At 55.8% G+C, this 25,576-nt stretch carries 16 protein-coding genes and 3 pseudogenes; 9 read left to right on the forward strand and 10 right to left on the reverse strand.

Features of this window, described 5'->3' with window-relative positions; all coding sequences use genetic code 11:
- Positions 1 to 128 precede the first annotated feature (128 nt).
- From ACR0ER_RS12070 to ACR0ER_RS12080, 3 genes are all read left to right on the forward strand, one after another.
- Positions 129 to 1,661 carry a sulfatase-like hydrolase/transferase gene (locus ACR0ER_RS12070; RefSeq protein ID WP_480769137.1) on the forward strand — a complete coding sequence of 511 codons (1,533 nt, stop codon included), beginning with the start codon at positions 129 to 131 and terminating at the stop codon, positions 1,659 to 1,661.
- 126 nt (positions 1,662 to 1,787) lie between these two features.
- Positions 1,788 to 3,656 carry a PAS-domain containing protein gene (locus tag ACR0ER_RS12075; RefSeq protein WP_480769230.1) on the forward strand — a complete coding sequence of 623 codons (1,869 nt, stop codon included), beginning with the start codon at positions 1,788 to 1,790 and terminating at the stop codon, positions 3,654 to 3,656.
- On the forward strand, positions 3,653 to 4,363 hold the full coding sequence (locus ACR0ER_RS12080) for a response regulator transcription factor (RefSeq protein ID WP_480769138.1): 711 nt from the start codon (positions 3,653 to 3,655) through the stop codon (positions 4,361 to 4,363). Before ACR0ER_RS12075 ends, ACR0ER_RS12080 begins: the two co-directional genes overlap by 4 nt.
- 106 nt (positions 4,364 to 4,469) lie before the next feature.
- Here the strand turns inward: ACR0ER_RS12080 and ACR0ER_RS12085 are convergent.
- From ACR0ER_RS12085 to ACR0ER_RS12115, 7 genes and pseudogenes are all read right to left on the reverse strand, one after another.
- Positions 4,470 to 5,375 (reverse strand): annotated as a pseudogene (locus ACR0ER_RS12085) (IS5 family transposase); the annotation flags it as partial.
- Positions 5,376 to 5,501: 126 nt separating this feature from the next.
- Positions 5,502 to 6,812, reverse strand: a complete 1,311-nt coding sequence (locus tag ACR0ER_RS12090) for an HlyD family type I secretion periplasmic adaptor subunit (RefSeq protein ID WP_480769139.1) — start codon at positions 6,810 to 6,812, stop codon at positions 5,502 to 5,504.
- Positions 6,796 to 8,943: a type I secretion system permease/ATPase gene (locus ACR0ER_RS12095; RefSeq protein ID WP_480769140.1), complete on the reverse strand. Its 2,148-nt coding sequence runs from the start codon at positions 8,941 to 8,943 to the stop codon at positions 6,796 to 6,798. The genes ACR0ER_RS12090 and ACR0ER_RS12095 overlap by 17 nt, the downstream gene beginning before the upstream one ends.
- Positions 8,940 to 10,283, reverse strand: coding sequence for a TolC family protein (locus tag ACR0ER_RS12100; RefSeq protein WP_480769141.1), 1,344 nt, complete (start codon positions 10,281 to 10,283; stop codon positions 8,940 to 8,942). The genes ACR0ER_RS12095 and ACR0ER_RS12100 overlap by 4 nt, the downstream gene beginning before the upstream one ends.
- Positions 10,284 to 10,290: 7 nt before the next feature.
- A complete protein-coding gene (locus tag ACR0ER_RS12105) occupies positions 10,291 to 11,100 on the reverse strand; it encodes a SapC family protein (protein WP_480769142.1) in 810 nt (269 codons plus the stop codon).
- Positions 11,101 to 11,107: 7 nt separating this feature from the next.
- Complete coding sequence (locus ACR0ER_RS12110; RefSeq protein WP_480769143.1) at positions 11,108 to 11,737, reverse strand: hypothetical protein; 630 nt, start codon at positions 11,735 to 11,737, stop codon at positions 11,108 to 11,110.
- 257 nt (positions 11,738 to 11,994) lie between these two features.
- Positions 11,995 to 15,030, reverse strand: coding sequence for an Ig-like domain-containing protein (locus ACR0ER_RS12115; RefSeq protein ID WP_480769144.1), 3,036 nt, complete (start codon positions 15,028 to 15,030; stop codon positions 11,995 to 11,997).
- A gap of 156 nt (positions 15,031 to 15,186) precedes the next feature.
- On the opposite strand from ACR0ER_RS12115, the gene ACR0ER_RS12120 reads away from it, so the two are divergent.
- Positions 15,187 to 17,226 (forward strand): beta-propeller fold lactonase family protein, encoded by a 2,040-nt coding sequence (locus ACR0ER_RS12120; RefSeq protein WP_480769145.1) that lies wholly within the window; start codon positions 15,187 to 15,189, stop codon positions 17,224 to 17,226.
- A gap of 14 nt (positions 17,227 to 17,240) precedes the next feature.
- Here ACR0ER_RS12120 and ACR0ER_RS12125 read toward each other — a convergent pair whose 3' ends face one another.
- The 3 genes from ACR0ER_RS12125 to ACR0ER_RS12135 all read right to left on the reverse strand — a co-directional run bounded on the left by ACR0ER_RS12125 (position 17,241) and on the right by ACR0ER_RS12135 (position 21,327).
- Positions 17,241 to 18,557 (reverse strand): HlyD family type I secretion periplasmic adaptor subunit, encoded by a 1,317-nt coding sequence (locus tag ACR0ER_RS12125; protein ID WP_480769146.1) that lies wholly within the window; start codon positions 18,555 to 18,557, stop codon positions 17,241 to 17,243.
- The gene (locus ACR0ER_RS12130; protein ID WP_480769231.1) at positions 18,547 to 20,277 is read right to left on the reverse strand and encodes a type I secretion system permease/ATPase; all 1,731 of its coding nucleotides are present in this window, start codon (positions 20,275 to 20,277) and stop codon (positions 18,547 to 18,549) included. The genes ACR0ER_RS12125 and ACR0ER_RS12130 overlap by 11 nt, the downstream gene beginning before the upstream one ends.
- Before the next feature lie 174 nt (positions 20,278 to 20,451).
- A complete protein-coding gene (locus tag ACR0ER_RS12135) occupies positions 20,452 to 21,327 on the reverse strand; it encodes a LysR substrate-binding domain-containing protein (RefSeq protein WP_480769147.1) in 876 nt (291 codons plus the stop codon).
- Between the two features lie 162 nt (positions 21,328 to 21,489).
- On the opposite strand from ACR0ER_RS12135, the pseudogene ACR0ER_RS12140 reads away from it, so the two are divergent.
- From ACR0ER_RS12140 to ACR0ER_RS12160, 5 genes and pseudogenes are all read left to right on the forward strand, one after another.
- Positions 21,490 to 21,624: pseudogene (locus tag ACR0ER_RS12140) on the forward strand (transposase); the annotation flags it as partial.
- A 377-nt stretch (positions 21,625 to 22,001) separates the two neighbouring features.
- The gene (locus ACR0ER_RS12145) at positions 22,002 to 22,547 is read left to right on the forward strand and encodes a hypothetical protein (RefSeq protein WP_480769148.1); all 546 of its coding nucleotides are present in this window, start codon (positions 22,002 to 22,004) and stop codon (positions 22,545 to 22,547) included.
- Positions 22,544 to 22,801 (forward strand): hypothetical protein, encoded by a 258-nt coding sequence (locus ACR0ER_RS12150; protein WP_480769149.1) that lies wholly within the window; start codon positions 22,544 to 22,546, stop codon positions 22,799 to 22,801. The genes ACR0ER_RS12145 and ACR0ER_RS12150 overlap by 4 nt, the downstream gene beginning before the upstream one ends.
- Before the next feature lie 381 nt (positions 22,802 to 23,182).
- A pseudogene (locus tag ACR0ER_RS12155) lies at positions 23,183 to 23,435 on the forward strand (SH3 domain-containing protein).
- A gap of 687 nt (positions 23,436 to 24,122) precedes the next feature.
- Positions 24,123 to 25,307, forward strand: coding sequence for an aminotransferase class I/II-fold pyridoxal phosphate-dependent enzyme (locus tag ACR0ER_RS12160; protein WP_480769150.1), 1,185 nt, complete (start codon positions 24,123 to 24,125; stop codon positions 25,305 to 25,307).
- Positions 25,308 to 25,576: the final 269 nt, after the last annotated feature.

A 25,576-nucleotide genomic window follows, 5' to 3' on the forward strand; every position in this document is an offset into this window, starting at 1 on the left:
CCTGCTTTTCGTTTAAGTTCAGATTTTTATGCCTGATCAAAACCCGACATCAGGAAGTTGTTGCCGGGGCGGACGAACCGCGCCAAAGATCACACCTGAAACGCCTCGGTGGAATCAGGTTAGGTCATATGCAGAAACCCGGAAATGTCCTGTTCATCATCATTGATCAGTTGCGGGCGGATTGCCTGAACGGGGCTCTTGCGGCCCATGTCGATCTGCCCAACTTACGCGCATTTATGGACGAGGCCGTTACCTTTGACCGTCACTTTTCGGTGACAAATCCCTGCGGCCCGTCGCGCGCCTCGATCCTGACCGGTCAGTACGCTATGAACCACAGGTCAATTCGTAACGGCACTCCGTTGCGGCACGATACGCCAAACATCGCAACCGAGATGCGCAAGGCTGGTTACCTGCCGATGTTGTTCGGCTACACCGACACTTCTGCCGACCCGCGCGTATTCGATCCGGGCGATCCGATCCTGAGGTCATACGAACATCCGATGAACGGATTTCACGAGGTCGTCGAAATGCGGCTGGAGGAATCATATCCCTGGCAGTCGTATCTGATGCAAAAGGGATATGAGTTCGACAAATACTGGGACGTTTACAAACCGGTTTCGCCAAATGGTGGCGCGCCGCGCCTGAATGACCCTGCAATGTACCGGGCCGAGGATAGCGATACTGCCTTTCTGACCAACGCGTTCCTGAACAGTATGGCCCCTTTCAAAGAGCATAGCTGGTTCGCTCATTTGACTTATATCCGACCACATCCGCCTCTGGTTGCTCCGGCCCCTTACAATGACATGTATGACCCGGCTGCTTTGCCGCTGCCGGCGGGTTTCGAAAATGTGTCCGATGAGCGGGCGTTGCATCCCTTTTTCGGCCCCGCGATGGACAAGCAAACGGCTACAGATTTCGTCGAAGGGTTCGAAAACATAGACCCGACGCCGGAGAATGTTAAAACCCTCCGCTCGGTTTATCTCGGGCTCGCGACCGAGGTCGATCACCATGTCGGCCATGTCCTCCAGTTTCTCAAGGAAAGCGGTCAATATGACGACACCCTGCTAGTGATCACCGCCGATCACGGAGAGATGCTGGGCGACCGCCACACATGGGGCAAGATGACGGTCTATGACGCGGCTTATCATACGCCTTTGATGATCCGGATGCCCGGCAATCAGGATCGGGCGGGAACCGTGGTGACTGTGCCGACAGAGTCCATCGATATCACCCCTACGATACTGGATTGGGCCGGGTTGCCGATCCCGAACGCGATGGACGGGCGATCCCTGATGCCGTTGCTACAAGGCCAAGTGCCGGAGGATTGGCGCAAGTATTCGTTCAGTGAACTGGATTTCTCAGCGCCGGAAAAGCCGAGCTTGTGGCAACAACAATTGGGCACGGGCAATAGTGAATCGTGTCTGGGTATTTTGCGGGACGACCGATTTACTTTGGTCGAGTTTGCTGCAGACCTGCCGCCCCTCCTGTTTGATCATAACGAAAAGGGAGAGATGGAGAACGTCGCCGAAAAATCCGATTATGCGGCAGACTTGGCACGATTGGGGCGGATGATGTTACGCCATCGTATGCGCAACATGGATCACACGTTATCGCTGCACTCGATTACAGCGGACGGGCCCAAATCCAAGCCCCGGTACTGACCTGCGCCATCAACAAACAGTCCCAATGTGTCGCGTCCGTTTCCTCTACACCTGTGACAGATCCGATGTTACGCATGTGTTAGGGGGAGGGCGAGTTTGGACGTAATCGAACAACACGTAAAAGAGATGACGACCGCCGGTTTGAACCTGATCGGACAGGCATTATCGATTTACGACAGTCAATTGCGGTTGGTTGTCAGCAACCGACCGTTCCAGGTGATGTTCGATTTGCCCGATGAACTGGTCCAACCCGGGGCACAGTTCCGGGATACGATCCGCTATCTGGCGGCGCGCGGCGAATACGGCGAAGATGTTGATGTAGAAGCAATCGTGGATCTGCGGGTTCGACAGGCTCTGACTTTTGAACCTCACTATCTTGAGCGTACCCGCGCCAATGGTCAGGTGATCTCGGTTGAAGGAGCGCCTCTGTCTAAAGGCGGCTGGGTATCGGTTTACACCGATATCACCAATACCAAACAGGCCGAGGCCTTGCTGCGCGCCCGGTCCGAGGAATTGTCAGGCCAGTTGTTGGATCGGGCCGAAGAGCTTTCAGCGACCAACCGAAAACTCGCCGCCACCAACGCCGCTCTGGAGGAGGCCAAGCGCCAGTTGACCGAGATAGAAGCTCGCACGCGTATGACGACCGAGATGATGCCGGCCCATATTGCGCATCTGGACCCCAATGGTCGGTATGATTATTCGAACCGGCGGCTTAGCTCGGTAATGCCGGGCCGTCCGTCGGAAATTCTGGGCATGCATGTTTCCGAGGCTTTGGGAGCTCGGGCCTTCCCGCGCGTCGAACCCCATCTGCAAAAGGCCTATAGCGGCGAAGCCTCGGTCTTTGAGTTTACCGAAGATCAGGATTCCCGGCGCCTCCGCGTGTCGTTCTCTCCGGACGGCGACGGCGGCGTCTATGTGATGTCGGTCGATATCACCGAGGAAACCCAAGCACGCGTGGCACTACAACAAACCCGGCGTCGTGCAATGGCAGCGCAGATGACCAGCGGGCTGGCGCATGATTTTTCCAATCTGCTGACGATCATTCTGGGAATGCAATCCCGGCTTGATAAGATGGATCTGCCCGCCGAGGCCCGGGAACTTGTGGCCGCTACGCAACAAACTGCCCGCCGGGGCGGTCAGTTGCTGAACAGGATCGCGGACATGACCGGCAACCGCACGTTTCAGCCCAAAGCGACTGATATGCGCGGACTGCTGGAGGATTTGCGTGTGCTGGCTTCGCCGTCCCTGCCGCGCGGCGTGGGGCTGTCTGTGGTAAATACACTGCCCGACGAGGCGCTGATGCTGGACCCGGGTATGGTGCAGGACGCGCTGCTAAATCTGGTTCTGAACGCAAGGGATGCCTGCGGCGGGTTTGGCCAGATCACCATCAGCGCCCATAAGATCGGCGATATCTGGATCGAGATTGCGGTTTCGGACACTGGCCCGGGCTTCTCGGACGAAGGGTTGGAAAAGGCGTTGAACCCTTTTTTCACCACAAAGGGCAGCAAAGGATCGGGGTTGGGCCTGCCGATGGTCTACGACACCGTGAAACTTGCAGGCGGAGACCTGAACCTGCGCAATACCCCTTCGGGTGCATCCGTGGCCATGCGTTTGCCCTATCGTCCGGCTCCACCGATACAGGAAGGATTGGTATTGCTGGTCGAGGACAGTGACGATCTGCGCTGGCAGTTCCGGGACATGCTGGTCGATCTCGGGTTCTCGGTGATCGAGGCAACATCGGTCGATGAAGCCTTGGCCCTGACGGCGGATATCGACGACATCGTGTTTGTGCTGTCGGACATTCGGCTGGAAGGGCAGGGGACTGGGCTGGATTTGCTAGCGCAGCTAAAACCTGCGATGCCGTGCATTCTGATGACTTCTTTACCCTATTCCGATCCGCTGCACCGTCAGGCGCTGACGCTGGCACCGGTGCTGGCCAAACCGTTTACTCGGGCGCAACTGTCCGCCCTGATCCGAGCCGAGAAAGCCCGATGACACAACCACTGGTCACTATTGTCGATGATGAACCCGAAATCCGGCGTGTTCTGACCGACGCTCTGGAAGAAGCAGGTTTTCGCACCCAGAGCTTCGCTCGTGCGCGGGAATTCGAAGCCACATTGAAACGCGTGACACCGGATGTTTGCCTTGTCGATCTTTCGTTGCCCGATACCGACGGGCTTGCACTTGTTCATCGGCTGGCTTTGGAACAGGGGGCGGCGGTAATCATAATCTCGGGTCGGGCGCAGGTGCAGGATCGTGTCACGGGGTTGGAACTTGGTGCTGATGACTACATCACCAAGCCGTTTGACCCCGCGGAGGTTGTGGCTCGCGTTCGCGCAAGGTTGCGATCCCCGCGCGTCCAGACGTCTCATTCGGACGTCGCGCGTTTCAACGGCTGGACCGCTTATTTCGACCGCTATGTTCTGGAGGACGGCAGCGGAACGGAAGTACCGTTCAGCCACGCGGAAGGCGAGGTTTTACGTCTGTTTCTTGAAAGCCCCAAACGCTTGATCAGCCGTGCACAGATGCAGGAAGCTTTGGGTGGCGCTGCTAGCGACAGTTTTGACCGGGCCATGGATGTGCGCATCTCTCGGCTGCGTACCAAATTGGGTGAAGACCCCAAAAACCCGCGCCTTATCAAAACCATTTATGGGGCGGGTTACATTTTCCTTGGGGATGTAGAATGGCAAAAAACCGTTTAGAGTAGGTCTCGTTGCCGCAATGACGAAATAGTTTTTTTATTACTTTGGGTGGGCCTTGTTACACAAATCGGCTGAGAGCCGGACGTCCCCCTTTTCCCGGACGGGCTTATCCTACGGGCTCTTTTATAGGTATGCCAAGCCGGGTGTAGCCGTTCAGCAAGGCGATACGAACTTGCAACTCGGCGACCTGGCGATCGAAATCACGTGCCATGAGGGATTGTCCGAGCAGCTTGATGCAGTTCATCTCGCTCTCGACACGGCTTCGGCGATGCTATCCGCTCCATCGTCGCCAGATGGCGCGCCCCAAGTACTTCGAGGCTCGCAGCGCTTCGTTGCGTGCGACGGCACCGGGTTTCGTCGGCTTCTGGGGCGTAGCTTTCTTCCGGGGAGGGATGACAGTATCAGCATTTCTGGCGGCGATGGCCTCATGGCACTTCTGGGTGTCGTGGGCCCCGTCGGCGGTGACTGATGCGATGTCCTGGTCCGTTCCGATTTGATCCAGAAGCTCTGGAAGCATGGGCGAGTCACCGATATTGCTGCCGGTGATCTCGACGGCTCTGACCTCTAGCGTTTCCTCGTCAATTCCTGTGTGTATCTTGCGCCAGATGCGCCGCTTGGAGTCACCATGCTTTCGGGCAATCCACTCACCTTCTCCCTCAGCCTTGATGCCGATGCTGTCGATGAGAAAGTTCAGCGGATCATTCACTCCACGGTAGGGGACAGTCACGTTCATTTTTCACTGGCGGCACAAGGTGCTGAAGTCCGGGACCGGCCAGACCAACCCGACCAGGCGAAGGAGACTTTCGACGAAACCAGTCGTCTGTCGCAACGGCTTATTGAACAACACCTTCATCTTCAGGCATGTCTGGATCACGGCATCGGTGAAGCTCGGTTGTCGGCCATGCTTTCCGGTCGGAGGTGGTCTCCACACCATGTCGGGATCAAACCACACTGTCAGTGAACCGCACAGCCTAAGCGCCTTTTTGTTAGCAGACCAATCCGTCGTCTTGTATTTCGTAAGGGCCTAACTGCGCACGTCTCCCAGCTATCACGCTGGATTCATGCAGTGAATCCCTCAACCGAATTATGCAAAAAACCTGGGCGAATCGTGCAAAGGCTATTTGGACCGTTGTAGTTCCTATTCGCGCAAAGCTTTGTCCCGGATTTTGACTACCGGTTGTAGCAGGTACTCCAGAACAGTTTTTCGACCTGATAAGATATCGACCTCGGCTATCATGCCAGGAATGATTTCAACGGCCATGCCATCTGCGTCCAGCATCGCGTTGCTGGTCTCGATTTCCACGACGAAAACTTCTTCGTCATTGCGTTCCGATCTCGTGATCGTATCGGCACCGATACGTGTAATTTCACCATCCAACGCCCCGTATCGGGCAAAGTCATAGGCGGTAATCTTAACCTTAACGGTTTGCCCGGCATGCAGGAACGCGATGTCTTCCGGCGGTACGTATGCCTCGACCAGCAGCGTGTCATTCAGGGGAACGATTTCAATCAGTTCCTCACCGCTTCGGGCTAATCCCCCGATAGTACTGCGATGCACCCGGTTGACGATGCCCCGTACCGGTGACCGCACCTGTGCCCTGTCTGCCCGATCCTTTAGTGCAGGCAAAACCGGGCGTAATGCGGCAAGTTCGGTGGTTGCCAGCACCAGATCGGTCAGCGCGGCGCTGCGAAACCGACTGCGGGTTGCGCGGATACGGTCGTCTATTTCGTCCAGACTGGTTTTCAGCCGGTTGGCCGCTGCCACGGCCCGGGTTTTTCGACCCCCCCACTCGGCCTCACCGCGACGCAGCGTCAAGAGCGTCGTCGCCGGTTCCATCCGTTTTTTCACCAGAGGTTCCATCATCGCGCGCTCTTCCGCTAATAGTCTGAGCGTTTCGTCGGCGGTTACCTGGTCTACAAGGCCCTCGTCATATTCCTGCTGCCTTTGTTGGCGCTGACGTTCCAGGATGGCGATTTCGGCGAGCAACTCATATTGCCGTCCCTGATACAGGGCAGTTTCCGATTTCACGACCTCGGGGGCGCCTTCTATCAGGTCCGGTGAAAAGCTCAGGTCAGTTCCGTCGATTTCCGTCTGCAAGCGCTGCGTGCGGGCCATCAGGCCGAAGGCGCGCTGTTGTTCCTGACTGAACTGGCTGTCGATTTGGGTTGTTTCGAACTCCATCAATAACATGCCCTTGTCGACCACTTGTCCTTCGCGAACTTTCAACGATTGTAGAACACCGGGTTCCGTGGCTTCGATCACCTGGACGTCGGCCGAAGGTACAATCCGTCCATCCACGCGGGTCACGTCGTCAAGCTCGGTCAGATGCGCCCACAAACCAAGTGCGATCAGGCATGAGGCGATTACCAGTAAAAGCAGGGATCCGCGTATTGGTGAGCGCCCGCGCATCTCTCGCGCGAGAGTGGCGAGGTCAGGATGTCGCGACATTCAGATGCCTCCCTGCCTTGCGCGCGTGTCGTGCGAGCATAGTTTTGGGTCCGTCGGCGGACACTCGCCCGCCTTCGATTACGATGACCCGATCCACCAGCTCCAACAGGCTGGTGCGATGTGTGACAATGACCATCGTGGTGTCCGGTGTGGCCTGTTTCAGGCGACGGATCACTTCAGCTTCGGTTTTCACGTCCATCGCACTAGTCGGCTCATCCAACAACAGAACCGGAGGGCGACCAATCAGAGCTCTGGCCAGCGCGATGGCCTGTCGCTGACCGCCTGAGAGGCCTTCGCCGCGCTCGGCCAGTTGCAAATCATAGCCGTTGGGATGATGGGCGACAAAATCTTCCACACCTGCCACTTTTCCTGCGCGGATCAGATCCTGATCACGTGGCCGGACTGAGCCGCTGCTGATGTTCTCGCGCACCGTACCGGAAAACAGCCAGATATCCTGCAACACGGACCCTACATTGCGACGCAAGTCATCCGGATCAATCTGGCGTATATCCACGCCATCCAGCATGACAGATCCGGTCCGTGGCTCGTATAGCCCCAGCAACAGACGAGAGATTGTACTTTTACCGGACCCGATCGGCCCCAAAATCGCTACCTTTTCACCGGGTTCAATCGAAAAGGAAACTCCGGCCAATGTATCCTCGGCTCGTTCCGGGTAGGCGAAGTGAACGTTCTTGAGACTGATGCGTCCGTCAAAGCTGTCTCGGCTGATCCAGCTGCGCCCAGGCGGTCTTTCACTTTCGGCCTGCATCAACGCGTTTAGGTTGCGATACGCGCTGCGGGCCTGATTGACACGGGTCAGGGTTTGGGCAAGCTGGCCAAGCGGTGCCAGTGCGCGCCCGGTCAGCATCACTGAGGCGACCAGGGCCCCCATGCTTGCCTGACCATCGGTAATCAAAAACACTCCGTAGAAAACGATCAGAACCTGAGCCGACTGCTGGGTGAACCCGGTCAGATTCAGTGCAAACTGCGTCACCATACGGCTGCGCGTACCGTGCGAGGATTGACGCTCGATCGCGCTTTCCCAGCGGGTTCGCATTGGTCTGGCCGCCGCTGTGGTCTTGATCGTTTCAAGTCCCGAAACGGTTTCCACCAGAACAGATTGCTTGGACTGGCCGTCAGAAAAGCTCTTCTCGGCAAGACGCGATAAAATCGGCTGAATGGCCACCCCGGCCAGCAAGACAACCGGAACCGCAAGGGCGGGGATCAGGGCCAGAGGTCCGCCGACCAGATGGATCACAAAGACGAACAGAGCAATGAAGGGCAGATCGACCAATGCAACCAGCGTTGCCGAAGTAAAGAACTCCCGCAGGGTTTCGAACTCGCGTACGGTGCTCGCCATGGCGCCGGTAGATCCGGTGCGAGATTTCATACGGATGTTCAGCACCTGATCAAAAACGCGCCGTCCCATCTGCAAATCGGCCTTTTGCCCGGCGCGGTCAATGAAACCAGCACGCAAGAGTTTTAGAAGGAAATCAAACCCCAGTGCGAGGCCGACCCCCGCAGTCAAGGCTATTAGGGACTCTGTTGCTTCGTTTGGCAGGACGCGGTCATAAACAACCATGATGAAGATCGAGGTGGACAGACCCAGTAAATTCGCCAACGCCGCGGCCAGGATCACTTGGGTATAGGACCACCGGTTTGCTGCCATCGCGGACCAGAACCAATGGCCAGATGTAGGGGTCTGTCCACCCGAAACCTCGGCCCTATGGTCGCGACGAAACAGGATTGCGTATCCGGTGTAAGCGCGTCCCAGCTTGTCCTCGGACACTTCGCCGATCCCGTCCCCGAGGTCCGGGTCGAAAATCAGAAGGCTGCCGTCCTGCGTGCGACCGTGGAAAACAACGGCTTTGTCGTCTTCCAAAATTAACAGAGCAGGAGACAGGTGTGAGTCAAAGTCCTGCAACTTACGTCTGCCATAACCAGCCTGTAAGCCAGCACCTTGCGCCACCTCAATGGCATCACGAAGGGTCAGTTCATCCGATGCGCCGGTTTGTGAGGCGTGCAGGGCGGCCACTGTCAATGGACGGTCCAGCTGAGCCGCGACATGCAACAAACAAGACTCAAGTGCAGAAAGTGAAGGTGAGCGGGAAATTGGCAAAAGCTGGGTCATAGGCCGTCATCCCATTGCACTGTAGAAACACCCAGCAGGTCCAGAATGTCGCCGGTTAGGCTCAGCGCGGCGTAGTTGGTAAGGAAGAAATTCTGTTCGGCCAAGATCAGTCTTTCCTGCGCGTTTACATAGTCACGCTGCGCATCCAGAATCTCGATCAGGCTTCGCCTGCCGATAGTGAACTGTTCGCGTGCAGCGGTAACGCTGTCGGCGTTGGCTTGAACGGCAACCCGCGCGGCTTGCAGGCGGACCGCACCAGCTTGCTGGTCGGACCGGACAAACTCCAGTTCACGGCGAATGTCCCGAATGACAGAGTCCCGCGCGAATTCCGCCTCTTTGACTTGTGCTTCTGCTGCCGCGATTGCGGCCCGGCGTTGCCCTGTACTGTCAATCTCGTAGTTGAACGACAGATCGACACCGAAATTTGCGTCGTTGCTGTCATCCCGATCGGCAAAAGCCGCGATTTCAACGCCTGGCTGACGCCGTGCAAGCGCGGCTGCCTGTTCTGCTCTTGCCGACAGCAGGGCGGCATCGGCACGCCTGACTTGCGGGCTATCCATTACGATCTCAGAGTCGGTCCGCGACAGTTTCGGAGCCGTAACAGGAGGCGGAAGTTTGCCCGGGGGCGTGCCAAAGGACTCACGATACTGAGCATCCGCACGGTCCAAACGCGCTTTGGCATCTGCCAGTCGCGTCTGTGCATCCGCCACACGAGAGCGCGCCGTCAGAACGTCAGCATTGGATCCCACACCCTGAACCGAGCGTTCCGTGATCTGCCGCACCAGTTCTTCGTGAACCGCAACATTTCGGGTCGATATTTCCAGAACTTTTCGCCGGTCCAGAACTACGACATAGGCTTCGATTGCCGACAGCGCGACGGCCGATGCCGTTTGCACCTGATCCCCGAAACTTTGCAACACACGGGCCTTTGCCGCCGTCAGGTCATTCGACGCAGCCCCGCCATCATACACCAATTGAGAAATGCGCAGATACGGGGTGACGTCCGCAATGTTCGAATCTATGCGTTCGGACCGCGCGTTTACCCCCACGGAGAGTCGGGGCAGAAAGGCCCCCTTGGCTGCGTCTTCGTTGGCTGCCGCGATCTTCAGCCTGGTTGCACTTTGTCCCAGGTCCGGGTTCGATTCAACGGCTGCCTTAATCCGTTGACCAAACGCACTTTGTGCCAACCGAGGCTCAGGCGCGCTTGCACCAGCTCCGACAGATCCACGAGACAGCGACATTTCAATGCCTGTCAAATCGGGCGTAGGTGTACAGGCCGACAATACGGCTGCTAACAAGATATAGGGAGCAAGTCCGAGACTGCGTTTGAATATTGGCATAGGTGTTTCACACCTCACTGGTTCCGAGGAAATCGTCATTCTGCGCGTTGGCCATTGCATGAAGAAAATCGGAAATGTCTAAATTTTCCGTGTATTTATTTGGTGAAAAGGATCGTGCCATCTGGCATTGAACCCGTGCTAACCACGCAATATGGGAAAGTGAGACCTGATGAGCGTGGATTAACAGAAACGCGCCTGAATCTATCAATTTCAGTTTTTCAACTCGAAGTAGTTTCGCAAGCCGTGGGGTTGAAATACAAAATGCACCTGCCGGCAAAGCGATCCCATCGTGAGTTTCAACGGGTTCAAATAATTTCAGATCCTTGATTGTCTGACAAAGGGCCAAGGTCGCGGTATGGGCTGCAGTCCGGGTTTGGAGAAAGCTCCGCACGTCGCGTAACGCAGGTGCAAGCTCTCCTGTCCTGTCGAAGAACGGCTCGTCCTTAGGATCGGTGCTAAGTAGTCCTGATGCCTCGTCCACGTTCAACTGAAACAGCGCGGGTCGGCCCACGCTTTGCAGTCCGACAGGCTTTGCCCGAAAGGGTTGGCACCGCAGTTCAGACGGTACATAAGCTGCCAACCACTGTCCGTCCGGCGAAACAAATGGATTGGGTAGATCGACTGAAGTTGAGAAAACAGCTCTCGGCTCAATTCCCCTGCCGGTTTCTTTGAACACTATTGGGAAGCTCGCGGCAATTTGCGGAACTTCCTGCAAGACGATTGAGCATTCGTCGCGATTGGCTGCGAAATTGTAACAGGTGAAACGCTTCCAATATTGATGACTGTGCCGTGCGACGGTCACCGGAACGGCAGTCAATTTGTGATCAAGCGGTTGTCCCGGTCGGATCAGAGTGCAGGATGTTGTCCGCGCTCAGGTCGCTCAGGTCATCCAGCCCGGTGAACTGAGCGACGGTTTCAACTGACGCGGAACTCGGAGTGCTGTAGTCGACCTTGACCAAAACACTGTCGGAACCGTCCGTTGCCATGACATAGACTTCGTCACCGAATAGAAGCCCAGAAAAGCTCTCTACGGCGTTTTCGATCGTACCTTCTGACAAATCGCTCAATACCGTAGTCAGACCAACGACCCCAGTGTTTTCACCGATCGCTTCGCCTACGGTCAGAGATTCGAAATCTGTTCCGTCTCCGCGCAGTGTTCCAAGGCTCAGGCCGCTGAACGTTAGTGCATCCGTCACCTCAGTAGCCGGACCGAGTGTGAAACCTATCACCGTGTCGCTGCCATTGGACACCGGGTCTGCTTCAAACACAACGATGTCGCGCCCGGCATTCGAGACATCAATCACGTCGTCTCCCTCCATTCCGCGTATGTGATTGTCCACGTCCGTTGCCGTCAGCGTGTCATCCCCGCTGGCGCCGATCTGGAAGACCGACGGTCCACCAAACGGGCTGGTGATTGTCAGTTCAATGGGCTTACTTGCATCCACCAAGGTCATGTCAAAGCTGATCAGGGGCTGGCTTAGGTCTAGTTCAGAAGTTGTGAAGCCGCCGAAACGTATTAGCGACGTACTAACCGGGTTGGACGAAAAAAATTCGAGGTCACTATTGGCTTCTTCTGAGCCGACGTCGAAGGTCGCAACTGACGGATCCAGGTTCAGGTTTAATTGTGGGCTGTTTCTGGCTCCGGCATCCAGACCGGATCCGGCATAAATCTCAAAGCTAACTGTACTCCCGGAGATTCCGACCTGAGAGATTACATAGGCCGGAGGTTCGTGCGCCGTGTTCTCATCGGTCTCGGGCAGGGGATCCGGTCCGCCGGAAACTGTTGCACTGGCTGAGAAATCCAGGTCGTCGCCTGCATTGAGGCTTGAGAATTCCGAGGCAGGTACGACCAGGGACCAACTGCCATCGACCCCCACGGTTGCATTCCGGCCGGGTTTCCGTTGAGAGTGATATCCACGGCCTGACCCGCGCCTAATCCGATCGACGTTCCCGCAACGGTGACGCCAGACGCCTGCGCGTCGGTCAGGGAAACCGCTTTGTTTGCACCTACTGGATTCATGGTCAAAATTGGCCGGAAGTCCGTAGTAAGTGTGGACGTAGCCGGAGTTGCCGGGTTCCCGGCTTGATCGGTTACATTGGCCGACACCGAATAGCCGGTACTGTCAGATAGAGCAGTCAAATCGGCCGTAGGGACGGTCGTTGACCAGGAACCGCCCGTGGCGTTGCCGGTATATGTCTGGCCATTCAGGGTGACGGACACGGTTTGCCCGTCTTCGGCGCTGGTTGTGCCAGTAATCGTCAGGTCGCTGCCTTGTTCGACTATGTCTAGCGTAGCTCCCACAGAAAAGGGGTCGAGCGTTACACTTGGAGCGGTGAAGTCGGTGTCAAAGCTCGTCGTGTGCTCGGCGGTGTTGCCAGCCGCATCCGACACAGAAGCATCGACATCATATGAGACTCCGTCCTGCAGCCCACCCAAGTCCGCAGCCGGGGCCGTGTAGCTCCAGGTACCGCTGTTGACGGTAGCAGTGCCGGTGACATCAACTGTTCCGTCGGGGCGGGCGATTTCGACCGTAACCACTGCGCCATCCTCAGCGTCAGAAGTGCCGGTCACAGTCAGGTCCGATCCCTGTTCTGTGGCGTTCATGATGGCACCATCCGACAGGTTTGTGATGCTTACCGTTGGCGCGGTGAAGTCTGTATCAAAACTGTTGCTGGCCTGGACGGCCGGGTTTCCTTCTTGGTCTGTCACATCTGCGGTAACAGCTATAGTGGCACCGTCCGACAGGGCTGCCAGATCTACGGCGGGAATGGTAACAGACCAAGCGCCACCTGTTGTTGCGCCGGTGTAGGTTTGCCCATTTGTCGAAACTGTCACGATCTGGCCGTCCTCGGCCGTGGTCGCACCCGAGATGGTCAGATCCGTGCCTCGCTCAACCGCGTTCAATACAGATCCGTCTGAGAAGCTATCGATCGAAAGCGTTGGCGCAGTCACGTCTTTGCCCAATGGCACATTGGCCTGCGGGGCAGCCAGACCATCGACATCCGAGACATCGGCAGTAACGGTAAAGTTCCCCCCGTCGGGCAGAGCCGCCAAATCAGAGGTTGGCACAGTCACGCTCCAACTGCCGCCTGAGACGGTATCGGTATAGGCCTGACCGTTCAGGTTGACCGTTACCTGCTGACCGTCTTGTACATTGCCGGTTGTGCCTGAGATCGTCAGATCGGAGCCCACTTCGACAGCGTTCAGAACCGCGCCAACGGACAGCGGTGAGATGGCGACGGATGGGCCGGTCAAATCAACCGGGACGGACCCAGACGCCGGAACAGAGATGTTGCCAGCCGCATCTGAAACAGTGACGTTGAATGTGGCGGGCACGCCAGTGGACAGGCCACTGAGATCGGCGCTGGGGATCGTCACGCTCCAGTTTCCGCCAGAGGCCGTGGTCGAATAGGATTGGCCATCAAATATCACAGTAACAGGCTGACCATCTTCCGCATTGGTCGAACCTGTGAGCGACAAATCGGTGCTTGCATCAAGCAACCCAATTGATCCACCCGCGACTGGGTCCAATGAAACGGTTGGAGCGGTAAAGTCCGTGTCAAAACTGGTGTCGGCTTGTGGGGCTGGGTTGCCTGCCCGATCAGTGACATCAGCGGTGACGATCACCGTGGTGCTGTCCGGCAGAGAGGCCAGATCAGAAGTTGGAACGGATACACTCCAGTTTCCGCCAGACGCTATTCCAGTATAGGTCTGTCCGTTGAGTGATACAGAGACAGCCTGACCGTCTTCGGCGGTTGTCGTACCGGTTATAATCAGGTCGGTGGTCTGTTCGGACGCATTCATCACTGCACCGTCCGAAAAGCCCGAGATCGTCAGAGTCGGGGGAAAGGTATCAACATCGAAGGTAACTGACTCTGCCGCCAGTTCCGCATCCTCGGCATCTAGATTTCGGATCGTCACAGCTTGCACACCCTGCGGCAGGGCGTCTGCTTCGGCGGGTGTCAGCGAAACACTCCATGACCCATCCAGTTCTGGCGTAACGCTTTTTGTGAGCGAACCGATGGTAACCTCGACCGTTTCCGTTCCTTCCGGCGCAAGCAGGTCCATCTCGGCGCTGCTCAACGTGTTGGTTTGAGATCCTTCCAAGTTGAGTATGGGATAGCTGGGTGTGGGTGCAGGTGATGGTTCTACTACAGACGGAGGTACAGGTTCGGCTTCATCGTTGCCTCCACCTCCGCCGTCACCACCACCACCGCCTCCGGCGGCGGCTGCAGCACCGGCAAGGCCCAAACCACCCAAGGCAGCAGCCCCGGCCCCACTGATCCCTCCTGCGGCGGCGGCACCGCCGACCTCAGCCAGGCCGAACTGGGCGATCTCGGCTACGGCGTCCTCAGCAATCATGACCGCGCCGCTGTCCAACACCTGCACATTTTCGGCGGCAACAATCATCTTGCGTCCGTCAGCCATTTTCAGCAGGACATCACCATTGTCCAACAGCTTGACGGAGCGGACACCGGGTATCGTTTCTGCGAACTGGAACGCATAAAGTTCTTCGATCGTGGCCTGTGCCAGTGCGGGCAGCGCCAGAATTGTCGACCCGAGCCCGCCAGCGATGCCACGACCAGCCCAACGGCGCACTTTGCGGTCGATCCACTGCCGAATGTTCTGTTTACGCTCGAAATCTGGCTGATCGCCAGCCGAAGTGATCTTGGTTTCAGGTTCTTTGGTCATCTTGCCCTCACATGTGGTTTCCGCGCCCGTCCGAGGGGTCCAGGTTTTGTTCATCTGTCTTTCCCTCCGGTGACTCATGCGGTCGGACCAGGAAAATTTGAGTTAAACTGAAGCCGAACTCCTCGTTTTCTCCACATTCCTGCTTTGGTTTCGGACTGGGCATCGGATCATCCTGTCGTAGGTGCCAGATTTGGCGTGGGGTGATTTGACATGGTGCTTCAGTTCGAAGGCGTGGTTGCAACGGGTAGAGCAGCGCTCGATTCAGGTATCGGTGATACGGCTTTAAAAACGTTTAATGGCGCTACGTATCTGTACAGCGTGTCCGGTCCGGGCGGCGGAATTGCGGTTTGGAAACTGGTCGAAGGCGCCTTGCCGCAGTTGCAGGACACCGAGTATTTCAGCGGTACGATCACGTATCAGGTTGGCAACAGCGCAATGCCTGCGTCGCTGGCCGGAGACGATCAACTTGTTCTGGATGTGCGTACTGCGACCGGGATGGTCGGGTATGAGTTAAACCCGAACGGGACCGTTGGTGCTTTGAAGGAAACCGACTCGCTGGTTGGGGGCGGCGATATCTCAGCGCTTGTTGAGTTTGAGGGTATCCTGACCGTCGCGCATGAGGGGACAGGGCAGATTGCGACCTATTCCGTGAATGCAGATAGCTCATTGAGCTTGGCAGATACCGTCACGGCAAAGGCTGATTCGATGCAGATTTTGCAAGCGGGTGCGGATCACTTCGTGCTGGCAGCCGATGCGGCCAGTGGCACGATCAGCACCTTTGAGCTTGATCAGGATACCGGGGCGTTGAGCTGGGTTGATAACAGCGACGCATTGGCGACCTTGGGGATTGCGACCCCGACGGCGGTCGAAGTGGTGCAGGCTTACGGTCGATCATGGATTGTTGTGGCGGGCGCGGGCAGCAACTCACTCAGCGTAATGAGGTTAGGCGGCGACGGTCGCCTGACCCCAACCGACCATGTTTTGGACTCGTTGCACACGCGGTTTGAAACAGTTCAGGATCTGGCAGTGATCGAAGCTGACGGGCACGTTTTTGTTGTCGCTGGCGGAGGCGATGACGGCGTGACTTTGTTTACCCTGACCCCGAACGGCCAGTTGGTGTATCTGGACAGTTTTGCCGACACCGTACAGAGCGGGCTGCAATACGTTGAAACGCTCAGCGTTGCGCATGTTGGGGATGAACTGCAAATCCTCGTCGGTTCACAACAAGATGCGGGGCTGACACAGTTTAGTGTTTCGATTGATGATCTGGGGGTCATTCGGGATGGTTTTGGAACGGTGTCCGGATCGGCGCAGAATGACATACTCAGCGGTAGTTTTTTGGACACCACGCTTATGGGCGGGGCAGGGGACGATATTCTGGTCGCGGGCGTTGGGGCGACCACAATGCACGGCGGAAGCGGCGCGGACATCTTTGTAATGCAATATGGCAGTGATCCGACGACGATTAATGGCTTTGAGGCTGGTGTTGACCGGTTGGATATGTTCGATTACCCGCTGCTGCGCTCGCCGGGGCAGTTGACGTTCACACCAACGGCTCAAGGAGCGCAGATTGAATTTATTGACGAAGTGATCGTGATCAATTCCTCAAGCGCAAGCCCTCTGACCAGCAACGAAGTGTTCGGACCCGGGTTTGACGGGCCGGATCACATCCCGGTCGATTTTGGAGATTTCGGCGGTTTGGATCCAGGCAGTTCGGGCGGGTTCTTAGGTGACATCTCAATCAACTCGGAAACCGCGAATCCGGGCCTGTCTGACGCCGAGATTCGCTTTACCCCAGACGGGGGTGGAACCATCAGCGTGCGCGCGGATGAGGAAGGGCGTTTTGATCTGGGCTTGCCGTCAGGGACATTTGAGGGTGAGTTGGACATCGTCAAAACCTATTCGACGGCCAGTGACGAGATTACGGCGCTGGATGCTTTGCAGGCTCTTCGCATTGCGGTCGGGCTGGGACCGACCTGGGGTTCGGCGACACCGGAAAACCTGATCGCGGCAGATATCACTCAGGATGGCATGGTGAACGCGTTGGATGCTTTGATTATTCTTCAAGCCGCTCTCCGTCTTCCTGCGGCGTATGACGCAAAATGGGTTTTTTTGGACGACGATACAGACCTTTCAGGGATTACAGAGTCGAATGTCCATTATGAAACCGGCGTAGAGGTCACGGCGGTGGATAATGTGATTACCACCGACATGACCTCAATCTTGTTGGGTAACGTGGAACAGGTTTGACCCCGCAGTTCCCGTTATTCGCGGAAGGCCCGGTTGAAGTAGTCGGCCAAGGGTTTGACGAGATAAGACAACGGGGTTCTTTCGTCTGTCTTGATCATGGTTTCCACTGGCATACCCGGCAACAAGGCTTGCCCGTTCAACCGTTCGATTTCGCTCTCTGCAGGAGCTACCTCGGCTCGGTAGAACGTCTGCCCCGAGTTCTCATCAGTGAACGTATCTGCCGATACTGTAATCACTTGGCCTTCAATTTCAGGTGTTTCGCGCTGGTTGAAAGCGGTGAAGCGCAAAGATACCGGTTGGCCGACATACAACTGATCGACATGGATCGCGTCCACGCGCGCGGCGACAAGCAACGGTGTGTCCTGAGGTACAATGTACATCATAGGTTCTGCTGGCTGAATCACCGATTGCAGCGCAAAGACCTGACTGCCGTAGACCGTTCCTGCAACAGGAGCACGAATATCCAAGCGGGACAGCCGCACATCCAGTGACAACCGACGTTCAGCCAGTTCCAATATCTGCGTCTGTACATCGCGTAATTCGGTGATCGCCTCTTCGCGTCGGGTGGCTGTCAATTCCACTATTTCTATTTCGGTTGCTGCAATTTGCCCTGCCAGCCGCGCAACTGCCGCCTCCAATCGACCGATCTCGCCGGTGAGACTGGCCTCTTCGCGCAGCAGGGCGGAAACCCGGCTTGCCTGGGTCAAGCCGCGATTTAACAGGCTTTGTTGATCGCTCAGTTCCTCTTGAATAAGCTCTACCTGACGTCGCAGAGAAACAAGCTGTGCCTCTGTTCCTTCGATTTCAGTTTCGATTTGATCCCGCTGTTTGCCCAGTTGCTGAGTTTGCTGCGTAAGGGTTTCCAGTCGGGCTTCGAACAAGCTCTGCTGACCTGCGATCAGATCCGAGTCGATGTTTTCCTGCTCTTGAACAGATGCCAGCTGAGTTTCCAGAGTCTCCGAATCTGCCCCGTCGCGCTCAGCCTCCAATCGGGCCCGGCGCGCCATCAGTTCAAACAGCTGAGATTCAACGATGGTCTTTTCTGAAGACAAGAACGTATCGTCCAGGCGGACCAGCATGTCACCGTCGCCAACTACATCCCCGTCGCGGACGAAAATCTCTCCGACCACACCGCCATCGGGATGCTCAACAACCTGCCTGTTGCTTTGAACTTCAATACTCCCTTGCGAGATGATGGCCCCCGCCAAACGAGTCTGAACAGCCCATATCCCAAGTCCACCGACCAAGATTGTCAAAGCTAAAAAGCCGATGAGTGCCGGTAGGGTAATCCGCCATACCGGGCGTGTGCCCCGAGTTGTGTTACCCTGCATCTTTTTTCACCTGGCTGAGGCCTCGTTTGATTGCACCGGCGTTCTGCACCATTGCCCCCAGTACTTCGTCGCGGCTGCCGGACTTAACCACCTGCCCGTTTTCAACAACCGCCAGATCGTCGCATTCCGAGATTGCCTGCGGACGGTGCGTCATGATGATCGTCGACTTGCCCGCCGCTTTCAGATCCCTGACGGCTGCGTTCAGTGCTTCGGTACCGTCAGCATCAAGCGCAGAGTTGGGCTCATCAAGGATCAGCAGAACTGGATCGCCGTACAAGGCGCGCGCAAGTGCGATACGTTGTTTTTGTCCTCCGGACAGCTGGCTGTCATTCCCTTCCAAAAAGGTATCATAACCTTTGCTCAGCGACAGAATAAGCTCATGCGCTTTGGCTTTCTTTGCTGCTTCGACAACGGCTTTTGGGTCCGGTTCCTCAGACATTCGGGCAATGTTTTCGGCCACCGTGCCATTGAACAGAGTTACCGCCTGGGGAAGATAGCCGATGTGTTGACCCAAATCAGTGGGGTCATATTGATCCAGTGTTGCTCCGCCAAGTCGAATTTCACCTGCCGCCGGTTGCCACAGGCCCAGTAGGGCTTTTGCCAGCGTCGACTTTCCTGATCCGCTTTTCCCTATAACACCAAGGGCTTTGCCTGGTTTGAGCTGTAGCGCGACATTTCGCAGTGTTGGTTTGTCAGCGCCGGGTGGAATGACGGTCAAACCTTTGGCAGTTAGCAGAGCCTCAGGCACCGGTAGTTTAGTGCGTGGCTTTTCGGGCGGGGTTGCATCCAGAAACTGGTTCAGCGATGCCCATGCCGTTCGTGCACGTTGAACCATTCCCCATTGGCCTACGGCTTGTTCGATTGGTGCCAGAGCGCGGCCCAGCAGAATCGAGCCGGCGATCATCGCACCCGGTGTCAGTTCGTTGCGCAACACCAACCAGGCACCGAGCGCCAGCATCGCTGACTGCAAAAATAGCCGCAGTGATTTGGTCAGCGAGGTAAAGCTACCGGTCCAGTCACTGGCAGAAATGGTCTGACGCAGAGCGTCCGTTCTCTGTTTCTGCCAGCGATCAGTGATGTCTTCCTGCATCCCTTGCGACCGAACGACCTCGGCGGCCTGCCTGGCTTGCTCTGAAAAGGCGTTGGCCTGCGCCGAGGCCCTTTGCGCCGAAGCAACTTTACGATGCGTCAAACCTTGGTTCAGCAGCGCAATTATGATCAGCAGAGAACCGCCCGCCACGGCGAGCCAGCCCAGCAAGGGGTGAAAAAGGAAGATGGCCGCCAGAAAGACAGGTGTCCAGGGGATATCCATCACGGCCAATAACACGGGTGACGAACACAGATTCTGAATCGACTCCAGATCGCGTAGTGCTGTCGCTGGTGCTGATCGCGCCTGAGGATGGATTGAACGACGAAGGGTTGCGTCGAATACTCGCTCGTCCAGTTGAGATTGGAAACGGGCACCAAAACGCGCGACGATTCTACCGCGAGCATAGTCTAGCATCGCCATCAGGGCATATAAAAGCGCAACCAGTAAGAATAGTGCAGTCAGGGTTTCAACCGAACGCGAACCCAACACCCGGTCATAGACCTGCAACATGAATAAAGGTCCCGTCAGCATCAGGATGTTGACGAAAATACTGAACAGAAAAGCCAGAGCCAGAAAGGTTATGCCCTGATTGCGCACTTCTCGCAGTTCATGGCGGGGAGGCATCATCATGCGGTTTTGGATGTTCACGTACTGGGCCTTTGGTAACGGTTTGTTTTCAGGGCTAGGGCGTCTGCGAAGGACTGTATACTAGAACTTAGACACAGTGGTGAAAATGCGTGAATTAATGGATCGGCGAAAAGCTACTTGTGGTCAAGCCAACGACCGCCGGGCACCGATAAAAACTCATACTTTCTCCAATTTGGTATCCATTGCGGTATCACAAAATGATCGAACCAAGCGGGATTCCGCCCGGTCATTCAGATGCGCCAGATAGTATCTGGTTTCAATGCGTGCATCTGAAATCGGGATTGCGCGTAAGTTGGGATGGGGAACAAACTCGAAGTCCGCGACAAATCCGATACCGATACCTTGCTCCACCGCTTTCCAGATGGCTTCCCGGCTGCCCAGTTCCAAGATCGGATCGACCTTGATGCCACGCTTTTCGGTTTCCGCCTCGATCGCGGCCCGCGTTGTCGACCCGGGCTCCCGCCGGACAATCTTCTGCCTGTGCAGATCACCGATTGAAATTTCATCTCTTTCGAAAAACGGGTGATCAGAGTTCACGAACGCTACAACCTGATGTGTGCTATATAGCCGGGTGGTGACGCGTGGATCAGACTGCACTTCGGCTAGAATTGCGACGTCGGCTTGGTATGAGACGATTCGGTCAAAACACCTCTGGGAATTGCCGAACCAGACCTCAAGGTCGATCGCAGGGTATTTGGACTTGAATGCCACGATCATATCGGTGGCGTGAAACGGGCCAACGGCTGCGATGCTAAGGTGTCCGGCGTGCAATCCACGAAATGAATCCAGCAGAGTTTCCGCGTCCACTTCAGCCTGATGCAGGCGTGCAGTGATAGCCAACAATTCACGACCGGCGTGCGTCAGGCGGACCTCGCGCCCGACTCGGTTGAACAGCTGCACATCATAGCGACTTTCCAAATCCTTGACCTGCGTCGACAGAGTGGGCTGACTGATGTTCAACTCGTTGGCTGCGGCCGAAAAACCGCTATAAGTCGCGACGGCATGAAAGGATCGGAGTTCTGATTTTAACATAGCCTCAGAATATGGGTTCTATGATTGAAATCAATTGCACCAGGGGTCGGGAACTACATCTTCTAGAGTCAGGACGCATTGATTTTCAACGCGCTGCGTGATTCACGGTTTCTAGAATGGAGCGGTGACATGAGCGACCTTTACTGGCTGACCGACGAGTAGATGGACAAGCATTCCCCTTTCTTCCCGAAGTCGTCCGGCAAGCCACGGGTCGATGACAAGAGAGTTCTGAGCGGGAATATCTTCACCTATCGCAACGGGTTGCGCGGGTGCGACGCTCCAAAGGAATACGGACCGCAGGGGGTAACTCCGAAGATCAACAATAGCTAGGGGCATGCGGTTGACGCAAGATAAGCCACTTTTTGAAGAGCATCTTTGTATATCAAAAGATAGACCAGTTGGGGGCGTCAACGATTGTCGCGTTTTTTGTCTTGGTTGTTTCAGTTATGTTCTTTTTCAAAGTTCCAGCAGAAGGCGCAGGGAGTGGTAAATGGAGCCCGTTAGCCTAGTTGCCGAAACCTCTGCGCGTACGACGATGCCAAGAGCTGGCCAGTGAGTTGCGCCCGTTAGTAGGTTCAGTGTTTTCCCTCGTTGCAATGGCCAACTCGCCACTTGCTCAGGTGTCTGTCGTCAGGGATTTTGGGACAGATGAGGCCTAGCAAAAAACACAGGCGTTGATTAACAGCGACTACTTCAAGGAAGCGCGAAGACGCGGCGTGCTGAACGCTTTGGCGAAACGAGCGAACGGCCCAAAATGCGGAGCAAAGAAACGCTCTAACGGGCAACCGTGCCAACAACCGGTTTCTGAGGAAGGCCGGCGCTGTTGCTATCACGGGGGAGCCACACCAAAGGGAAAGGACTGGCACCGTCGGCAATGGCCGAAGAAAGGTGCGTCGCCTTCGCGCCTAAAGGTGAAAATGGTCAGCTTGTCGATCCGCGATAGGAAACTGGCTGAGCGTCTCTCCAAAATGACACCGGAAGAGTTGGAGCAATACGAGGCAAGGCGGAAGTCAAATCGCCCCGGCACAACTGCGGAGCGCGAAAGCGCCCGATACGACCGGAAAGCCAAAAAGTTGATTGCTGACCTTCGGAAAAACGATCGGCCAAGCTCCAAGATTGTGAGCACCCTGGAAGTGAAAATCGAAGACTTGGAAAATCAGGCCAGCCGATTGCGCGACGAACAAAACGACGAAGACGACCTACCCGAGGTGTTCAAATGACCGACAGAGACGATATCACGCCTGAGGAAGCCCTGGCCCGCAAACAGGTGCGGATCAAGACCGAGGGCCTTGAAGCGGCCACAGACGCCGCACTGAAACTCCTGAGAGACCCCCAGGCACCCGCACAGGCCAAGAGCGCCACGATAAACGCCATACCGCGCTTCGGGCCTCTTTGGCCGCACAGGCGACGAAACACAGCCAGAGCTTCACGAAATGACGCCAGAGCAGATCGACAGGCAGATCAGACGGCTTGAAAGTTCAATGCGAACGGCTGCGTCTGGGTCGGATGGCGAAGGGGTGTTTTCGTAACATGGGTGCAATTGTAAGACAAACAACAACAGTGGCACATGCATTTTTTTAACCTATTTACAGACTTTTATTCGGTGTGCTGCTCCGGATGTTCGGGTCTCTGAACGGTCGTTCTCTGCGGGATAGATTTACCGGACATCGAGCCCCCACCAGTTCGTGCGTACAATTGAATTCAGCTTCAATGGCAGTTCAAGAAGAGCGCGTTCTGTCTTCTGGTAGTTTCGCTGGATGATCTGAGGCGCTATGACTGCAGTTGAGACAACAGGCAGGTTAATGTGATGCGTAGTGCTATCTTCATACCCATAATTGCATTTTTCTTGTGCAACATGGTCGTGGTTGAACCTGCCGCAGCGGCTTCTCTTGGACGATACGAGGTTTTTGGTGTCGAAGATGGAGATATGCTTAAACTGCGTGCAGGACCTGGAATAGGTTTCAATGTTATCGTGGGTCTTCCAAATGGAACTGCACTGCAAGTTCACAATTGCGAGCAGACCGGCGGCACCCGTTGGTGCCGCGTGTCCTTGCAGCGCGCGTGGGCTAAAGGGGTATGTCTCCTGGGCATACTTACGAAAAATCTGATTCAATAATGGGTAGCGCCGTCGTATTAGCGACACCCGCCAAATGCCGTGGGGAAACTTTCTCTCGGTTATGTTGGCGCCCTTTGTTTGGAGATTTATCAGACTCCAGGACTCTTGAGCCCGTAGCAGACGTTGACCGTTTGAAAAATAGCCGCAAAGCGACACGTCTAAGCTTTTTGCGTCGTCGCTCGAATGGATCGACGATTTAGAAGGCATCGCGATCAATGGCAGCCACATCTACTTTATTCTATTAAGTCGCTCACCGAACTACAGAAGCTTACGAAATCCTCGAGTGAAGAAATCAGCACTAAAGCAATCGAAGCGTTGGAATGCGCGATGTCACCACCTGAATTGCAAGATGAACCGGTTTAACCAACAGTGTGCGGGTGCCGGATAAACCCGGACCCCGCCCTCTGGCCTATAGACCAAAACACCGACCAAAGCCCGCGCCACGGACGCGGTGAAATTTGCTCAGGCGTGGAACTTTCAAACAATCTTAAACTATACGATCAGAAAACACTTCGTTGCCCAATCAACGGTCGCCATTGAAGTGACGGTGCCGCAGAGCTGCGTAAGCCCAATGGCAAAAAAGCTGCAAATTGTATGTAGGTCGGGTAACAGTATCATATTCGACACAGCAGTATTCCTAGTGCAATCGCTTGGCTGAAGTTTGAGTAGGGAGAGTATAATGTCCATTGCTGCCCGCAGAGCAGACGCCGCTGCGCGTTCCATCCAGAAAGTTGAAGCCTTCTTTACGTCCTACAATGCTGCGGTAAAGGAAACGCCCGCGGTCGCCGATTTCACGTTCGGCAACCCGCACGAAATGCCGCTGCCCAACGTCGTTGATGCGCTAAAGACACACGCTGATCCTCAGAGTGTTGATTGGTTCGCATATAAGACCAACGAAACGGAATCTTGTGCGTTTCTAGCAGATGCGTTGTCGGAAGAGTTGGGATTATCGTTTGAAACGGAAGATATCGCGTTGACCAAAGGCGCCTTCGGCGCAATCAAGATGTGTTTTACCATGCTTCTCGAACCAGGGGACGAATGCATCGTGCCGCTACCTGGCTGGTTTTGTTACGGGCCGATGCTGGCCGCTGCCGACGCTAAAGAAGTACCGGTACCTTTGGATCCAGGCAATTTTGATCTCGATCTCGAAGCCATTTCTAGGGCCATCACCAAGCGCACCAAGATCGTGGTTGTCAATACTCCGCACAATCCGACAGGTCGCATTTACTCACGTTCAGATCTGCAAAAACTCGCCGACCTGCTCGAGGCTAAGTCAGCTGAAATCGGTCACCGGATTTGGATTTTGTCTGACGAACCCTATCGCCGCATTCGGTTTGATGGCATTGGGTTTACGACACCGGCCGCCGTCTATCCACACACTCTGATCGACTATTCCTATGGGAAAATTCTTCTCGCACCAGGTCTGCGCCTTGGTTATCTCGCGATCTCTCCAATCATGCCTACGGCGGAACGCAGAGAACTTCAAACTCTGAGGTTTGCCGTGCAGATGGCGGATGGTTGGAATGTCCCGGATGCTCCATTGATCTATGCGCTACCGGATCTTGAAAACGTCTCAATCGACATCGCAGCCCTGGCTCGTCGACGTGAACGTATGCTAGGTGCTTTGGGTCAATGGGGATACAAAATGACAAGGCCAGAAGGCACCTTTTATCTATGGGGGCGGGCCCCGGGCGGTGATAGCGATACCTTTGCTGAATGCCTTCAAAAGCATGGCGTTTACGTGATGCCAGGAACAGTTTTCGACCGGCCGACGGATTTTCGTATTTGCCTAACTGCTACTGACGAAATGATAGAAAACGCGATGCCTGCATTTCAAGCAGCCGCGAACCATATGTCGGAATAAGTGCCCGCGTCCTATCGAGTTATAGGCATCTCGATTAGATGACAGCTTGGTCCCGTTTCGGTAACACCCGTTGGCATTGCAGCTAAAATCCGGAGCGAGTCCATATTGACCGGTGCTGCGCGATGTCCGAATGACGGCAAAGCGAACGCTGACTTCGCATAGCCTCACGCTCGGCCCGTAGGCGAGGGACGTCAACTGGCAATTTCCTGCCGGGGAATAAGCTGGGCTCTTTTCAAAACCCGCAAGATCGCCTTAAAACTCCGCAACCC

It is taken from the genome of Ruegeria sp. CH8 (genome assembly GCF_056536985.1).

Bases quoted from the DNA above. Each gene is read 5' to 3' on its own strand.
- ACR0ER_RS12115 (WP_480769144.1), bottom strand. From the start codon at position 15,030: ATGAACAAAACCTGGACCCCTCGGACGGGCGCGGAAACCACATGTGAG.
- ACR0ER_RS12135 (WP_480769147.1), bottom strand. From the start codon at position 21,327: ATGTTAAAATCAGAACTCCGATCCTTTCATGCCGTCGCGACTTATAGC.
- ACR0ER_RS12070 (WP_480769137.1), top strand. From the start codon at position 129: ATGCAGAAACCCGGAAATGTCCTGTTCATCATCATTGATCAGTTGCGG.
- ACR0ER_RS12095 (WP_480769140.1), bottom strand. From the start codon at position 8,943: ATGACCCAGCTTTTGCCAATTTCCCGCTCACCTTCACTTTCTGCACTT.
- ACR0ER_RS12160 (WP_480769150.1), top strand. From the start codon at position 24,123: ATGTCCATTGCTGCCCGCAGAGCAGACGCCGCTGCGCGTTCCATCCAG.
- ACR0ER_RS12090 (WP_480769139.1), bottom strand. From the start codon at position 6,812: ATGTCGCGACATCCTGACCTCGCCACTCTCGCGCGAGAGATGCGCGGG.
- ACR0ER_RS12075 (WP_480769230.1), top strand. From the start codon at position 1,788: ATGACGACCGCCGGTTTGAACCTGATCGGACAGGCATTATCGATTTAC.
- ACR0ER_RS12150 (WP_480769149.1), top strand. From the start codon at position 22,544: ATGACCGACAGAGACGATATCACGCCTGAGGAAGCCCTGGCCCGCAAA.
- ACR0ER_RS12120 (WP_480769145.1), top strand. From the start codon at position 15,187: ATGGTGCTTCAGTTCGAAGGCGTGGTTGCAACGGGTAGAGCAGCGCTC.
- ACR0ER_RS12125 (WP_480769146.1), bottom strand. From the start codon at position 18,557: ATGCAGGGTAACACAACTCGGGGCACACGCCCGGTATGGCGGATTACC.
- ACR0ER_RS12110 (WP_480769143.1), bottom strand. From the start codon at position 11,737: ATGACCTTGGTGGATGCAAGTAAGCCCATTGAACTGACAATCACCAGC.
- ACR0ER_RS12080 (WP_480769138.1), top strand. From the start codon at position 3,653: ATGACACAACCACTGGTCACTATTGTCGATGATGAACCCGAAATCCGG.
- ACR0ER_RS12130 (WP_480769231.1), bottom strand. From the start codon at position 20,277: ATGATGATGCCTCCCCGCCATGAACTGCGAGAAGTGCGCAATCAGGGC.
- ACR0ER_RS12100 (WP_480769141.1), bottom strand. From the start codon at position 10,283: ATGCCAATATTCAAACGCAGTCTCGGACTTGCTCCCTATATCTTGTTA.